Below are 15,336 nucleotides of genomic sequence, written 5' to 3'. Positions count from 1 at the left end.
TCAGCGTTTTCTTAAAGAAAGAACGAGTGTCCTTTAGGCGATATCCACGGACTTATTGGCGTTAGTCGGCAAGCAGCATAACGGTTAAAGTGCCATGACTGTTTCTGCTTCCGGATAACGCCCGATGACCCGTCCTCGTTTCCTCCCCGACAACTTCACCCTGACCCTGATCGGCGTGGTGACCCTTGCCAGCCTCCTGCCCGCCAGTGGTCAGGTGGCGGTTGGCTTCGGTTGGCTGACCAACATCGCCATCGCCCTGCTGTTCTTCCTCCACGGTGCCAAGCTCTCCCGTGAGTCGATCATCGCCGGGGCCGGCCACTGGCGCCTGCACCTGCTGGTCTTCGGACTGACCTTCGTGCTGTTTCCACTGCTGGGCCTGGCGCTCAAGCCGCTGCTCTCGCCGCTGATTGGCGATCAGTTGTACATGGGCATGCTCTACCTCTGCGCCCTGCCCGCCACGGTGCAATCGGCGATCGCCTTCACCTCCCTGGCCCGGGGTAACGTCCCGGCGGCCATTTGCAGCGCCGCCGCGTCCAGCCTGTTCGGCATCTTCCTCACGCCGCTGCTGGTGACCCTGCTGCTGAACGTGCATGGCGACGGTGGCTCAACCATCGACGCCATCGTGAAGATCAGCATACAACTGCTGCTGCCGTTCATTGCCGGGCAGATCGCCCGACGCTGGATCGGTGCCTGGGTCGGCCGCAACAAGAGCTGGCTGAAGTTCGTCGACCAGGGTTCGATCCTGCTGGTGGTCTACAGCGCCTTCAGTGAGGCGGTAAATGAAGGCATCTGGCACCAGATCCCGCTCAAGGACCTGGCCGGACTGGTGGTGGTCTGCAGCGTGGTACTGGCCCTGGTCCTGCTGGCGTCGACCCTGCTGGGCAAGGCGTTTGGTTTCGACCAGGAAGACCGCATCACCATCCTGTTCTGCGGCTCGAAGAAGAGCCTCGCCACTGGCGTACCGATGGCCCAGGTGCTGTTCGCCGGCAGTACCATCGGCGTGCTGATTCTGCCGCTGATGCTGTTCCATCAGATTCAGCTGATGGTCTGCGCGGTGCTGGCCCAGCGGTACGCCAAGCGTCCGGAGTCGGTCGCGCAACTGATGGGCCAGGTCGATCCCTGAGTGCGGCCCCAGGTCGCCTGACTCACGACTCGAGTCAGGCAGGCCCTTGCCGAGTCGGCGACAGCAGCGCAGCATGTGCCGCATAAAACCCGCTGCCATGAGGAAATTCCATGCTCCTGCACCTGTCGACCTGGGCCGAGATCGGCCAGTTTCTCGAACGCAGCCGTACTATCGTCGTGCCCATCGGCTCCAACGAGCAGCACGGTCCCACCGGCCTCTTGGGAACCGACTGGATGTGTCCGCAAATCATTGCCTACGAGGCCGAGAAAAACGCCGATATCCTGATCGCGCCGACCTTCAACATCGGCATGGCCCAACACCACCTGGCGTTTCCCGGCACCATCTCGCTGCGACCGTCGACCTTCATCGCCGCCATTGGCGACTGGGTCCGCTCACTGGCCGGCCATGGCTTCGAGAAAATCCTCTTTCTCAACGGCCACGGCGGCAATATCGCTTCGATCGAAGCAGCCTTTTCCGAGTTGTATGCCGAAGCGAGCTTCGCCAAGCGCCACGCCGGCTACGCCCTGAAGCTGTGCAACTGGTGGGATCTGGAAGGTGTCGGTGAACTGGCCCGCGAGCAGTTCCCGACCGGGCACGGCAGCCATGCCACGCCGTCTGAGATCGCGGTGACGCAATGGGCTTATCCGGAATCGATCAAGTCAGCCGATTACTCGCCGCAGATCGGCAACACCGGTCCGATCCGCGAAGCGCTCGACTTTCGGGCACGCTTCCCGGATGGCCGCATGGGCTCCGATCCGGCCCTGGCCAGTGTGGAAAAAGGCGGCGAGCTGGTGCGCCTGGCCGCGCGAGGCCTGGTACGGGAAGTGGAAGCGTTCAGCCGCGAAGCACTTCCCAAATAGTATTCAGCTCGCTGGTTCCCCTCTCGCGCGGAGGTTAGTCAGCCGTCTCACCATAGCGGTCAAGCCTGCGAATCGACCACACAGGCCACTAAATAACGAAACGGGCGACCAGTGCGCTGAGGTCCACCGCCAGGCGCGACAATTCGTGGCTCGCGACGCTGGTCTGGTTCGCCCCGTCGGCCGACTGCGAGGCCAGGTCGCGGATGTTCACCAGGTTACGGTCGACCTCACGGGACACCTGCGCCTGCTCTTCCGAGGCACTGGCGATCACCAGGTTGCGCTCGTTGATCAGGTTGATCGATTGGGTGATCTGCTCCAGCGCCACACCCGCCGCGCGGGCGCGCTCCAGGGTGTCCTGGGTGCGCTGGTTGCTCTGCTGCATCGACTGCACGGCTTCGCCGGTGCCATTCTGGATACCCGCCACCATTTTTTCGATTTCGCGGGTCGACTGCTGGGTCCGGTGGGCCAGGGCCCGTACTTCATCGGCCACCACCGCGAAACCACGCCCGGCTTCGCCAGCCCGGGCCGCTTCAATGGCGGCATTGAGCGCGAGCAGGTTGGTCTGCTCGGCAATCGCCCGGATCACATCCAGCACCTGACCGATATCCCGTCCCTGAGTCGCCAGGCCTTCCATCAACGCCGACGTGCCCTGCACATCGTGGGTCATGGCCTGGATCGCCTCGACGGTTTCCACCACCCGGTCACGTCCCGCGCGAGCGGCCTGATTGGATTGCTCGGACGCCTCGGAAGTCGAAACCGCGTTGCGCGCGACCTCTTCCACGGCGCTGGTCATTTCGTTGACGGCAGTGGCGGCCTGCTCGATCTCGTTGTTCTGCTGCTGCAGGCCCCGCGAGGCTTCTTCGGTCACGGCGCTGAGTTCCTCCGCCGCCGAGGCCAACTGCGTGGCCGAACCGGAAATCTGCTCGATGGTCTTGCGCAGGTTGCCTTGCATGGTGGCCAAAGCCGTGAGCAAGCGCGCCGGCTCATCCGTGCCCTCGACCAGAATCGGCTTGGTCAGGTTACCGCTGGCAATGATTTCGGCGGTTTCGATGGCAGTCCTCAACGGCGTGACGATGCTACGGGTCAGCAACCAGGCCAACAACACGGTCAACAGCCCAGCAATGATCGCCACACTGATAATGCCAGTACTGGCTATATCATATTGCCTGCCAGCCTCGTCTGAGGCGGCCTTGGCAGCCGCCTTGTTGAAGTCCACCAATTGATTGAGCTGCAAGCCCATCTGATCGGTACCGGCCTTGATCTGGGTGTTGATCAGGTTGCGTAACTCATCGAGCTTGTTCTGCCGGGACAACTCCAGCATGCGGTTCTGGTCATTGAGGTAGGCCTCGAGCGTGGCGCTAAACTCCTTGTACTTGGCCAACTCCTCTCCCGCCGACGGCAGGTCGGCGTAGTTCTTCTGATCCTTGCGCAGCTTGTCCACCAGGAACGTAATGCGCGTTTCGGCTTCCTGCAAGGCCGCCGGCTCGCGATTGGCCAGGACACGAAAGGACAGGATACGCATACGCAGCACCCCCTCAGTCAGATTGCCGAGGTAGCCCACGCTGGGTAGCTGGTTGGTCTGCATATCGATCGATGCCTGACGGATCACGGTCATGCGGGTGTGCGCAAACACGCCCAGCACAATTACCAGCAAGGCGATAAAGGCAAAACCGAGAAAGGCCCGAGGGGCGATATTCATAGTGCGTAGCGACATGGGAAGCTCTCTTTCAGCAATGAAGCGATCCGCATCCATGCCATCTCTCTGCCGGGGGCTATCACCCGACAGTTTCAACGCCATCCGCTAGAACGCCATGGACTCTGATTAGCGATATCGGCAGGGCTCTAAGATTTATATAGGACAAAAATCAAAAATAGCCAAGTAATTACAACTAGCTGAGAACCGTTATCTATGACGTTGGAAATATGGCTACTTGAGGATAAAGAATCGATTCAGCCACTGTAACTAAATAACAAAACAAAGATGATTGGGATCCCACAAACGCGCTGCACCCTAGCCTCTCAAGCGAATAACCCAGACTCGGCAAGTCATGTATCTGCGCTTGCCATGTCTCCTTGAAAACCGCTCTTCGCTCGAAAACATTTCTGATAGACCCTAGCGTCCCTTCAGCGCTGCGGCCACCAGCGACAATGCCTATCTCGCCATTGGCCGATGAGTGGTGTATCTGAATGAAAGGAATCAGGCAACGAAAACGCGTCAATTTATCCTTGGCCCCTCGGCTGGCTTAGAGCGCGCCGGGGTTTTACCGTGATGGGTCATACTCAAGTAGTGAAGCGTTACCCACAACAACTCGGACGCGGTGCAAAGAGCGAAAGCCCTCATTAATCATTGTTTCTAAATTTTTTTATATTTAGAATTTAAAACCCTGCATCGAAAACCCACAGCCTCTCCTGCTGCAGAACGTTGTCGTCGAACAAGGAGTGTTCGCCTGAGCAAGAGTTACGACATCAGTCAAGCTACAGAAAAAACAATCGTCGACCGGGCTGAAAAAACGCTTCTGGCGGTGACAGGCGAATGCTATTTTTAGCACTCGGCCTTCAGCACAAGGCCAGGTTGGACCATGAGGTCCTTCCGTTCCTACCCGCGAGCAAAAGGAAGCGCTCAATGACACAGGTGGGCACCATGAGCACATTTTTCAGCAAGGTCACGTTTCCCAATGCCTGCCAATTGATGCGCTGGCATTTCCATCCGTTGGGTTTCGAAGCCAGCATGGATGCTCCGCGCAGCATGATTGCCCGGTTATTCGACCGAGCCAGCGGCGAGACGTTGATCGCCATTGCCGGCATCCCCTGTGCGACGGTGATGAATGCGGCCGATGTGGAGCGCATCATCGAAGCGATCGAAGCCGAACTGGAGTCCTTCGTGCCACCCCAGAACCTGCAGATACTGGCCTGAACCGACGCTGCGCAAGCCGGCGGGCTGGCGCCGTCGTTCACTTCGTCCGTAAATCAGCAAAAAATGCCTTGCCCGTGGCAATTCGGTCAGATGCCTTGGGCGCATTGGCTGCCTGGGCATCCACCCCCTCCAGGTACCAGTAGCAGTGCTTCACCGCCCGGGTGATCCCGACATAGGCCAGGCGCAGAATCTCGTCCTTCTGCGCGCTGTCGTAAGGCTCGGCATCACCATCCTTGCCCAGCCCGGCCATCCGGTAGACCTGGTTCTTGTAGGGAGAGCGCGTCAGGTGCAGACAGTCACCCAACAGGAACACCGCATCGGCCTGCAAGCCCTTGGCGCTGTGATACGTCAGTAGCTTGAGCCGCCGCTGTTCGAACGGCAAGCTAGAATCAACATTAATTACAGGCTGAATATATTTTTCAATCAATAACTTATCGATACTTTTTCGAAAAAGCATTAACACGCTATCGCCCTGTCGATAGTGCTCCGCCAGGCGCTTGCCCAACGCCTCGTCATCCCGATCCAGAATGTTCACCGGCAGCAGCTCCTTCGGTTCACCGGCAGCCTTGGCTTTCTTCCCGGCGATGGCTGGTGCGGCGCGCACAATGTGCTCGGCGGCATCGATGATGTGCTGGTGGCTGCGGAAATTTTCACTGAGCATCACCCGGGTGGTCGATGGCGACGCAAACTCCTTGCCGAACTCCATGAAGTACTGGGGCGAACTGCCGCGCCAGCCGTAGATCGACTGCCAGTCATCACCCACGCACAGCAGCGAAGAATGCTGGGCACCACGACCGACATGCAGGGCCGGGCCACGACGCCGGATCTCGCGCAGGCTGGCGCGCAACCAGGAGACAATCTGCGGTGAAACATCCTGGAATTCGTCGATCATCAGATGCGAGAGCGGCCGCAGCAACTCGTCGCTGAGCAGCGCCTGGTTTTCCGGGTTGTTTTCGCCGAACAGCGAGAACATCCGGTTGTAGCTCATGATCGGCGGTGACTGCGCCAACAGGTGCGCTTCCAGCGCCTTCCAGAACAGGCTCAGGGCCTCAAAGAAGAACCGGTCCGGATCGTCCTTGGCGAAACTCATCTGGCCAACGGCCACACTGACATCGAGACCAAGGTTCTCGATGAACCCGGCCGCCATGACAAAACAGTCGAGCAATGGCGCCGAGGCGAGTTCACCCTTGACCCGATAATCAAACCCCGGACCCGCCGTGGCGTCACCTCCAAGGGAAGATAAAACCCGCTTCGCCGACTCATAACTATCAAGCCATATCAATGGTTTACGACAGAAAGCTTGAAACAGTGTGCGCTTTACCGCCCACTCCGCCCGCACCGAAAGACGTGAGCCCGGTCGGCTGATCTGCGGATTCTCACGCGGATCGAAGCCCAGGACCACCCAGGCGTCCAGCTCGGGGATGTAACCATGGCAATGAAATGGCGAGCCGTTGATCTCCAGCGCCTCGCGGTTCGGCTCGATACCCTGGATCGGCCAGGCGCCGGCGCGAAACCACAGGTCTTCAATGGTGTCGCACAGCTCCTCGTCACGCCGCGAGGCCAGCTCGGTCACAGCCATGCGCTTCTGCACATCCGGGTGATCCTGCTCCAGCTCCTTGAGTTGCAGGGCATGCTTGTACAGCGGCGTGAGGAGCTCGCGAAAACGCGGATTGTCGCGGTGCAGACGGTGGTAGCAGGCGTTGAGCTGCTGACGCTGGGCATCGTTGATCCGCAGATCGAAGGGGTTGCTGTCACCTCCGTCATCGTCACCCACGCTCCGGGCGCCAAGGTTCTCGAACGCCTGCAACTGGGCAAAACCCGGCAGTCCCCGAACCATCGGCAGAATGCGCGAGTGGAAGGTCCGGACCACCTCCCTGGCTTCGCGCAGGCCGAGCGGACGCCCCCACAAGGCAAAAATCTCGATCAGCTTGGCGATGAAGTCCTTGCACGACTCACGGGTAAAGGTCACGACGGTCAGCGAGTCGAGTTCAAAACCCAGGTAATGGGTCAGCAACAGGATGCGCAGCACCAGCGAAGTGGACTTGCCTGCACCGGCCCCGGCGATCACCGACGTTGAAGGGGTATCACTGAAGATCATTTTCCACTGCGCCGCGCTCGGCTGCGCATGGGCGGGCAACAATCGGGCGACGTCGGCCTTGATGCGCTTCTTGAGGTCAGCGCCCAACGGCAGACGCCAGTCATCGAACAGGTTGTCATCGACCCCGGGAGCCCGGTGCTCCACCGGGCGGGTATCGCGGATCAGCAGGACCTGGCGACCTTCCTCCAGGCCTTCGGCGTGCCCTTCACGGTAGCCGTACTCCACGCCGGCACTGTGACCGCTGCGAAAACCATCCGCCTGGCCTTGCAGCCAGGAGGCCACATGCTGCGCGCGCAAACGACTCAGGCCACCGCCCAGCAGGCGGGCCATCAGCCGCTTGAACAGTGGCAACTGTGCCAGGGAGGAAAGTTCGGCAGGCGGTTCGGGGTCGTATTGCGACACGCTGGCTCCAAGTCTGGGACGGTCCGGGTGAAAGGCTTATGGTCGCCTGATTAGCCACACAGTTCTAGTCAATTGCTTTTCAATCAGCCATTTAGATGACGAACTGAAAGTGCGGACATCACTCTGCCATCGCCCATACATCTACTAATTAGATGATAACGAGGAATAATTTACGCTTTTTATCGATATTGATCTGACAGATCATGACCCCATCAACCCACGATCAACGTCCTGCCCTGGCCCGGCGCCAGCCCATGACGAACCTGAACAGGAGAAGAATCATGCTGCAACTTCGACCCTTCAACAGCCTGGGCGGCGCTCATCATGGCTGGCTGGACGCTCACCACCACTTTTCGTTCGCCGAGTACTACGATCCGCAACGCATGCACTGGGGCAACCTGCGAGTCTGGAACGATGACGTGATCGCCCCTGGCACCGGTTTCCCGAAACACCCGCATCGGGACATGGAGATCATCACCTATGTGCGCGAAGGGGCGATCAGCCATGAGGACAATCTGGGCAATAAAGGTCGTACCGAGGCCGGCGATGTGCAGGTGATGAGCGCAGGCACCGGGATCGCCCACAGCGAGTACAACCTGGAAGCGACGCCGACCAGGATCTTTCAGATCTGGATCATTCCGGAACAGGCCGGTGCCGCGCCTTCCTGGGGTACCCGACCGTTTCCCAAAGGGGAACGTGGCGAAGGCTTCGTGACCCTGGCCAGCGGCAAGGCTGGCGATGAACACAGCCTGCAGATTCGCGCCAATGCCCGATTGGTGGCGGCCAACCTGAAGGCTGGCGAAAGTGCCGAATATCACCTGGGCAGCGACCGCCGGGCTTATCTGGTGCCAGCCAGCGGAGTGATCGAGGTCAACGGCCTGCGGGCCGAGGCACGCGATGGTGTGGCCGTTGAGAAAGAAGAGGTGTTGCGGGTCACTGCCGTACAGGACAGCGAGATCATTCTGGTGGATGTGGCTTGAGGTAGGCGAGAGGTGGATTGGGGCTAGAACACCGGAATCAGGATTAGAGCCGGGATTGTGGCGAACGGGCTTGCCCGCTCACCACAACAGCCCGCACCAGGCACCTCAGCACCAGCACCAGCACCAGCACCAGCACCAGCCATCATCAAGCCGGGGAAATCGCTCCGTCCACCAGTACCTGGGCTTCTTCCACCAGGCGCTGGAGGTGATCGGCGCCGATGAAGCTCTCGGCGTAGATCTTGTAGATGTCCTCGGTGCCCGATGGGCGCGCAGCGAACCAGCCATTTGCGGTCATGACCTTCAAGCCGCCGATCGCCTGTTCGTTGCCCGGCGCGTGGCTGAGGACCTGCTGGATCGCCTCTCCCGCCAGTTGCGTCGAACTCACCTGCTGGGGCGACAGCTTGCCCAGCAGCGCTTTCTGCGCCGGCGTGGCAGCGGCATCGACCCGCACGGAGAACGGCTCGCCCAACTCGTCGGTCAGACCACGGAAGATCTGGCTCGGATCACGACCGGTACGCGAAGTCATCTCCGCCGCCAGCAGCCCCGGAATCAGGCCGTCCTTGTCGGTGGACCAGACGCTGCCGTCCTTGCGCAGGAACGACGCACCGGCACTCTCCTCCCCCCCAAAACCCAGGGAGCCATCGAACAGGCCATCGGCGAACCACTTGAAGCCCACCGGCACTTCGTACAACCGGCGACCCAGGCGTGCCGCCACACGATCGATCAGGCCGCTGCTGACCACGGTCTTGCCGACAGCCGCATCGGCGCGCCATTGCGGACGGTTCTGGAACAGGTAGTCGATGGACACCGCCAGATAGTTGTTCGGCGCCAGCAGACCACCGGACGGGGTAACGATGCCATGGCGGTCATGGTCGGGGTCGCAGGCGAAGGCCACGTCGAAGCGTTCCTTCAAGCCGATCAGGCCCTGCATGGCATGGCTGGAAGATGGATCCATGCGGATCTTGCCGTCCCAGTCGACGCTCATGAAACGGAATGTCGGATCGACCTGGGTGTTCACCACTTCCAGGTTCAGCTTGTAGTGATCGGCGATCGCCGACCAGTAGCGCACACCGGCACCGCCCAGTGGATCGACGCCCAGGCGCAGGTTGGCGCTGCGGATGGCCTCCATGTCGATGACGCTAGCCAGGTCGGCGACATAGCGGTTGAGGTAGTCATGCCGGTGGGTAGTTGCAGCCTTGAGTGCACGCTCGTAGCTGATGCGTTTCACCCCGGCCAACTGGTTGCCCAGCAGTTCGTTGGCCTTGGCCTCGATCCACTTGGTGATATGGGTATCGGCCGGACCGCCATTGGGCGGGTTGTATTTGAAACCGCCACTTTCCGGCGGGTTGTGCGACGGGGTGATCACCACGCCGTCCGCCAGGCCGCTGGTACGACCCCGGTTGTAGCAGATGATGGCATGGGATATCGCCGGCGTTGGCGTGTACTCGTCACCCTCGGCGATCATGGTTTCCACGCCGTTGGCGGCGAATACTTCCAGGGCACTGGCACCGGCCGGAGTGGACAACGCATGGGTATCGATGCCGACGAACAACGGGCCGTCGATGCCCTGGGCCTGGCGGTACAGGCAGATGGCCTGGCTGATGGCCAGAACATGCCACTCGTTGAAACTCAGTTCGAAGGAACTACCCCGATGTCCCGACGTACCGAAGGCGACACGCTGGGTGGAGATCGTCGCATCGGGTTGGCCGGTGTAATAGGCCGATACCAGTCGCGGGATATCTACCAGCAACTGTGCCGGTGCCGGTTTGCCCGCAAAAGGACTGAGTGTCATGCAAAACCTCTGGAAATGAAGGGTACGGGGAAAAGCGCGCAGTTTACTGGCAGTTCGACACCGCCGGTAAGCTATCTATCCCATGGCGGGAAAGATTTTTATGCCGGACGCCCCCTCCGGGAAAGGGAGCGCGAGAGGGAGAGTCGGGCGGCAAAGCGCTGGCGTCAAAACGCCCGCGCCCGCACCTGGTCATGGCTGGCGCCTTGCCCCTGTACCAGGTCATGACGAAGCTTGGCGATCAGTTCGGAAATGGCCCGGCTACTGTCGAGCTTCGAAGCTCGGATGCCGGTGACCAGCAGGTCCACCCGCTCGGACTTCCTGTCGAACACCCTGACGGTGAGGGACTCATCCGCCCCGACGCTGCACTGGCAGCGCGTGGGCAGAAAACTGCTTTCGATGATATTGCGTAATTCCAGCGACGATAGCGATAGCATGGCGACTCTCTCCGTTATATGAGACTGCCAGTTTCTTGACCGGGACGGTCATCGACCGCCTGCGGGTTCCTCAATACAGCACAAGCCCTGCACGGGCCATCGCCTTGTCCTATCCTGAAAGGCGAAGACCTCATCACAGACTAAGCCGTTTACCCGGGCACGTAAGCACTGTTCGTCCGACAGGCACACCGCTGGTCGAATTAATAGCGAAATGCCGCTATCCAGCTGACAAGAAAAACCCTTTGCCGAGACGCCATTTGCCCTTATCTTCGCCAGTTGTTTGCGGATCCGCCGTGAGCACATCACGGACCACCCCAGTTGTACCATTCCACCGAGGGAGCGATCCCTCCTGACCAGGGCACAGAAAGCTCATGAATTCGACGACTCTCGCCGCCACACTCCTGCTGGCCATGACCACTGCCGCCGGTGCGGTCGCCGCCGACAAATCGGACCTGGCGCCCTTCCCCAAGGCGCAGGACGGCTTCACCCGCACGGTGATCCGCGTACCGAAGATGACCAAGGACTCCGATCACCGGGTCGAAATCATCGCTGGCAAGGTCATGCCCGTTGATTGCAACCAGAAACGTCTGAGCGGCAACCTCGACGAGAAAAACCTGGAAGGCTGGAGCTATTCCTACTATCGCCTGGAAAGCGTCAGCGGCCCGGTTTCCACTCTGATGGCCTGCCCACCCGGCACCAAGCCGAAGAAGGACTTCGTCCCGGTCGTCGGCACCGGCTACATGCTGCGCTACAACAGCAAACTGCCGCTGGTGATCTACGCTCCGGACGACGTGCAGATCCGTTATCGGATCTGGACCCCATCCAAGCTGATCAAGAAAGCCGTCAGCGAGTAATCCAGGCACTGTCATGCGGGAACCGCCTGCGGCCTGACCAGGGCCGCACGTTCGACGACGTGACGCAGGCTGTCGAAGTTGATGTTGGCACCGGAGTTGATCGCCACCAGTGTCTGCCCCTTGACCGCACCCAGCGCCACGTACTTCTTGATCCCCGCCACTGCCAATGCACCCGACGGTTCGGTGATCGAGCGGGTGTCGTCGTAGATATCGCGAATGGCCGCGCACAGTTCGTCGTTGCTGACGGTGATCACCTCATCGACATGCCGCCGACAGATCTCGAAGCCATAGGCGCCGATCTGCGCCACCGCGACCCCGTCGGCGAAGGTTCCAACCTGGGGCAGCACCACCCGCTCGCCGGCCAGCAAGGCCATCTGCAAGCAGTTGGAATGTTCCGACTCGACGCCGATGATCCGCACCTGCGGCCGCAGGTATTTGACGTAGGCGGCGATTCCGGCGATCAGCCCGCCGCCACCGACCGGCACGAAGATCGCATCCAAGGGCCCTGGATGCTGGTTGAGCAGCTCCATCGCCACCGTACCCTGGCCGGCGATCACGTCAGGATCATCGAAGGGCGAGACGAAGGTAGCGCCCTGCTCCTGCGCCAGAGCCAGGGCATGCGCCAGAGCGAAAGGGAAACTCTCGCCATGCAGTACGGCGGTGGCGGCGCGACTGCGTACGCCCTGCACCTTCAGTTCCGGCGTGCTGGTGGGCATGACGATTGTCGCCTTGATCCCCAGGGTGCGCGCCGCCAGGGCCACGCCCTGGGCATGATTGCCCGCCGAAGCGGTGATCACGCCGCAGTTGCGCTGGGCTTCGCTCAGTTGCACCAGCTTGTTGTAGGCGCCACGGATCTTGAAGGAAAACGTCGGCTGCAGGTCTTCACGCTTGAGCAGCACCTGATTACCCAATACTTCGGACAAGGCCGGAGCTTGCTGTAATGGCGTACAAATCGCCTGATGGTAGACCGGGGCCGAAAGGATCTTGCGCACATAGCGGCCCAACAGTTCGGTATCGGGGTCACAGGCTTGGCGGGCGGTATCGGTATTCATCAGGCTCTCCGGGTTGGGCAGTGAACCTCGGAGACAGAAACAACAAACCCGCCTCGGAGGCGGGTTTGGGTAAAGAGATGCAGCTCAGCCCGCCGGATAAGGAATGGCGATAATAATGATGCTTGGCTGAGGCAGAACGTGGGCGTAGGTCATTGTTCGAAATTATCCGGGCGTGACGGACAAGTCAATGCCGAACATTCACTGCGGCTTGTCTGACATATACGAAACATATACGCTTCGTATATCAATTTTCCGTGAGAAGCCCATGGGTATCGTCAAGATCTCCGATCAACTGCATGAGCAGATCCGCATGGCCAGCGCCGCCATGGACCGCTCGATCAACGCCCAGGCCGAGTTCTGGATCAAGCTCGGCCTGCTGGCCGAACTGAACCCGCAACTGGGCTACAACGACCTGGTCAATCGCCTGCTGCTGAACAAGGATGATCTGATCCGGGGGCGCAGCTGATGTCCGTCGGCCTGATCAAGAGCGAAGCCGAACTGGCACTGATGCGCGAATCCGGGCGCCTGCTGGCGCAGGTCTTCAGCCTGCTCGATGGCCTGGTGCTCACCGGGATGTCGACCCTGGAACTGGATCGACGGGTCGAGGCCTTTATCCGCCAGGAGTTGCTCGCCCGTCCGGCCAGCAAGGGCCAGTACGACTACCCCTACTCCATCAATACCTCGATCAACGAGGTGGTCTGCCACGGCATGCCCGATGCCCGGGCGATCCTGTGTGACGGCGATATCGTCAATATCGATATCACCCTGGAAAAGAACGGTTTCATCGCCGACTCCAGCAAGATGTATCTGGTCGGCGCCGTCAGCCCCAAGGCCCGGCGCCTGGTGGACAAGACACTCGAAGCGCTCTGGGAAGGTATCCGCGTGGTCAAGCCCGGTGCGCGCCTGGGCGATATCGGCCACGCGATCCAGAAACACGCCGAAGCCAATGGCTACAGCGTGGTCCGCGAATACTGCGGCCACGGCATCGGCCGGCAGATGCACGAAGAACCGCAGGTGCTGCACTTCGGCCGGCCGGGTACCGGCATGATTTTGCGCGAAGGCATGGTCTTCACCATCGAGCCTATGCTCAACCAGGGCAGCGCCCGCACCCGCGGTCTGAAGGACGGCTGGACCGTGGTGACCCGAGACGGCAGCCTGTCGGCGCAATGGGAACACACCGTGGCCGTCACCCGCGATGGCTTCGAAGTGCTGACCTTGCAACCCCCTGATACCTGATGCTTGATGCCTGGCACGATCCCTGTAGGAGCCGGCCAGGCACGGGGCCCAGGTGCCCTACTATGCCCAGACCACCGAGTTCACCTGCGGTCCGGCCTGCCTGTTGATGGCGATGGCCGCCTTGCAACCTGAGCGCAAGGCCACACGGCGCGAGGAGGTACAGATCTGGCGCGAGGCGACCACCATCTTCATGACGTCCGGGCATGGCGGCTGCCGCCTCACCCATTCCAAGGCCCCGCACTGGGTGATCGTCACCGACTGCGACGAGGAGTTCGTCTACCTCCATGACCCGGATGTCGACCATAGCCAGCACCGCTAGCCGCTGGACTGTCAGCACCTGCCGGTGAGCCGCAGGGAGTTCGACAAGATGAGCGCCTTCGGCCACCGCAAGCTGCGGGCCGCAGTGATCCTCTACTCCAGACCCACCTTGTAGAGAGCGCCGTCCTCGGCGTCGGTCAACACATACAGATAACCATCCGGCCCCTGGCGGACGTCGCGCACCCGCGACTTAAGGCCACCGAGCAGGCGCTCTTCATGGATGACCTGGTCGCCATCGAACTGCAGGCGGATCAGTTCCTCGGCGGCCAGGGCGCCGACGAACAGGTTGTGCTGCCATTTCGGGAAGCGGTCGCTGTCATAAAAAGCCATGCCGCTCAATCCAGGCGACTTTTCCCAGACATGATGCGGCGCCACCGTGCCCTTGACCGTCTTGCCCTGGGCTTCGGGGATGGGCAGCAACGAGTAGTTGATACCGTGGGTCGCCAGCGGCCAGCCGTAATTCTTGCCACGCTCGATGATATTGATTTCGTCGCCGCCACGGGGCCCGTGCTCGTGGGTCCACAGGGTGCCGGTCCAGGGATTGAGGGCGGCGCCCTGCTGGTTGCGGTGCCCGAAAGACCAGATTTCGGGACGCACGCCGGGCTGGCCGACAAAGGGGTTGTCGTCGGGAACCCGACCATCGGGGAAGATCCGCACCACCTTGCCTTGCAGCTTGTCCAGGTCCTGCGCGGTCGGCCGCTCATTGTTTTCGCCCAGGGCGATGAACAGGTAGCCATCGCGGTCGAACACCAGTCGCGAGCCGAAATGGTTGCCGGTCGACAGTTTGGGCTCCTGCCGGAAGATCACCTTGAAATCGACCAACCGCGTCCGATCTTCCGACAGCCGCCCGCGCCCGACCACGGTACCGGCCTTGTCACCCTCGCCACCGCCCTCGGCATAGGACAGGTAGACCAGACGATCCTCCTTGAACGACGGCGACAGCACCACGTCCAGCAATCCCCCCTGGCCCTTGGCCCAAACCTTCGGAACACCACCCAGTGGTGCCGAGAGCTTCCCATCGGCACCCACCACCCGCAGATTCCCCGGTCGCTCGGTCACCAGCATGCCCTGTCTGTCCGGCAGAAATGCCAGCGCCCAGGGGTGCTTGAGGCCGCCGACGACCTCGGTCGCGGTGACCGGCCCCAGCTCCGAGCTGAACGTCTGCGGCGCAGCGAACGCCGCCTGTAACGGCAGGCTCAACAAGGCGCTGGCACAGAGGGTCGCTATCAGATTTTTTCGCAACATGGACAATTCCTTATGGACATAAAGCGGG

13 protein-coding genes and 2 pseudogenes are annotated in these 15,336 nt (G+C 61.0%); 8 read left to right on the top strand and 7 right to left on the bottom strand.

The genetic code is table 11. The features are described from left to right. Window positions 1–124: 124 nt before the first annotated feature. On the top strand, window positions 125–1,123 hold the full coding sequence (locus tag BLU37_RS20510) for a bile acid:sodium symporter family protein (RefSeq protein WP_090208236.1): 999 nt from the start codon (window positions 125–127) through the stop codon (window positions 1,121–1,123). Between the two features lie 110 nt (window positions 1,124–1,233). Beyond that, window positions 1,234–1,983 (top strand): creatininase family protein, encoded by a 750-nt coding sequence (locus tag BLU37_RS20505; RefSeq protein WP_090208233.1) that lies wholly within the window; start codon window positions 1,234–1,236, stop codon window positions 1,981–1,983. 88 nt (window positions 1,984–2,071) lie between these two features. On the opposite strand, the gene BLU37_RS29990 is transcribed toward BLU37_RS20505, so the two are convergent. Both BLU37_RS29990 and BLU37_RS29985 read right to left on the bottom strand, forming a co-directional pair. Then, window positions 2,072–2,935, bottom strand: coding sequence for a methyl-accepting chemotaxis protein (locus tag BLU37_RS29990; RefSeq protein WP_397428761.1), 864 nt, complete (start codon window positions 2,933–2,935; stop codon window positions 2,072–2,074). After that, window positions 2,930–3,682 (bottom strand): annotated as a pseudogene (locus BLU37_RS29985) (MCP four helix bundle domain-containing protein); the annotation flags it as partial. The pseudogene BLU37_RS29985 and the gene BLU37_RS29990, both read right to left, overlap by 6 nt. A 924-nt stretch (window positions 3,683–4,606) precedes the next feature. On the opposite strand from BLU37_RS29985, the gene BLU37_RS20495 reads away from it, so the two are divergent. Then, complete coding sequence (locus BLU37_RS20495; protein ID WP_010451453.1) at window positions 4,607–4,897, top strand: DUF1652 domain-containing protein; 291 nt, start codon at window positions 4,607–4,609, stop codon at window positions 4,895–4,897. A 37-nt stretch (window positions 4,898–4,934) separates the two neighbouring features. On the opposite strand, the gene BLU37_RS20490 is transcribed toward BLU37_RS20495, so the two are convergent. Continuing rightward, entirely contained in the window at window positions 4,935–7,397 is a 2,463-nt protein-coding gene (locus BLU37_RS20490) for a UvrD-helicase domain-containing protein (protein ID WP_090208227.1), read from the bottom strand. A 281-nt stretch (window positions 7,398–7,678) separates the two neighbouring features. Between BLU37_RS20490 and BLU37_RS20485 the strand changes: the two genes are divergently transcribed. Continuing rightward, window positions 7,679–8,377, top strand: coding sequence for a pirin family protein (locus tag BLU37_RS20485; protein WP_090208224.1), 699 nt, complete (start codon window positions 7,679–7,681; stop codon window positions 8,375–8,377). 145 nt (window positions 8,378–8,522) lie between these two features. On the opposite strand, the gene pgm is transcribed toward BLU37_RS20485, so the two are convergent. Both pgm and BLU37_RS20475 read right to left on the bottom strand, forming a co-directional pair. Further along, window positions 8,523–10,169, bottom strand: coding sequence for a phosphoglucomutase (alpha-D-glucose-1,6-bisphosphate-dependent) (gene pgm / locus BLU37_RS20480; RefSeq protein WP_090208221.1), 1,647 nt, complete (start codon window positions 10,167–10,169; stop codon window positions 8,523–8,525). Window positions 10,170–10,333: 164 nt separating this feature from the next. Beyond that, window positions 10,334–10,603 (bottom strand): DUF1652 domain-containing protein, encoded by a 270-nt coding sequence (locus BLU37_RS20475; protein WP_010451443.1) that lies wholly within the window; start codon window positions 10,601–10,603, stop codon window positions 10,334–10,336. A gap of 371 nt (window positions 10,604–10,974) precedes the next feature. Between BLU37_RS20475 and eco the strand changes: the two genes are divergently transcribed. Next, window positions 10,975–11,457 (top strand): serine protease inhibitor ecotin, encoded by a 483-nt coding sequence (gene eco, locus BLU37_RS20470; protein WP_010451442.1) that lies wholly within the window; start codon window positions 10,975–10,977, stop codon window positions 11,455–11,457. Between the two features lie 11 nt (window positions 11,458–11,468). On the opposite strand, the gene ilvA is transcribed toward eco, so the two are convergent. After that, window positions 11,469–12,509, bottom strand: coding sequence for a threonine ammonia-lyase, biosynthetic (gene ilvA, locus BLU37_RS20465; protein ID WP_090208218.1), 1,041 nt, complete (start codon window positions 12,507–12,509; stop codon window positions 11,469–11,471). A 265-nt stretch (window positions 12,510–12,774) separates the two neighbouring features. Between ilvA and BLU37_RS20460 the strand changes: the two genes are divergently transcribed. From BLU37_RS20460 to BLU37_RS20450, 3 genes and pseudogenes are all read left to right on the top strand, one after another. After that, window positions 12,775–12,975, top strand: coding sequence for a ParD-like family protein (locus tag BLU37_RS20460; protein WP_010451437.1), 201 nt, complete (start codon window positions 12,775–12,777; stop codon window positions 12,973–12,975). Then, window positions 12,975–13,745 carry a type I methionyl aminopeptidase gene (gene map / locus BLU37_RS20455; RefSeq protein ID WP_010451436.1) on the top strand — a complete coding sequence of 257 codons (771 nt, stop codon included), beginning with the start codon at window positions 12,975–12,977 and terminating at the stop codon, window positions 13,743–13,745. The genes BLU37_RS20460 and map overlap by 1 nt, the downstream gene beginning before the upstream one ends. A gap of 52 nt (window positions 13,746–13,797) precedes the next feature. Further along, a pseudogene (locus BLU37_RS20450) lies at window positions 13,798–14,178 on the top strand (peptidase C39 family protein); the annotation flags it as partial. Here BLU37_RS20450 and BLU37_RS20445 read toward each other — a convergent pair. Further along, window positions 14,157–15,308 (bottom strand): PQQ-dependent sugar dehydrogenase, encoded by a 1,152-nt coding sequence (locus BLU37_RS20445; RefSeq protein WP_090208213.1) that lies wholly within the window; start codon window positions 15,306–15,308, stop codon window positions 14,157–14,159. The pseudogene BLU37_RS20450 and the gene BLU37_RS20445 sit on opposite strands and share 22 nt — an antisense overlap. Window positions 15,309–15,336: the final 28 nt, after the last annotated feature.

This window comes from Pseudomonas asplenii (assembly GCF_900105475.1).
Taxonomy (GTDB): Bacteria; Pseudomonadota; Gammaproteobacteria; order Pseudomonadales; family Pseudomonadaceae; genus Aquipseudomonas; species Aquipseudomonas asplenii.
The sequence above is the reverse complement of the archived record's forward strand: the minus strand, read 5'-3'. Positions and strand labels throughout refer to the sequence as shown.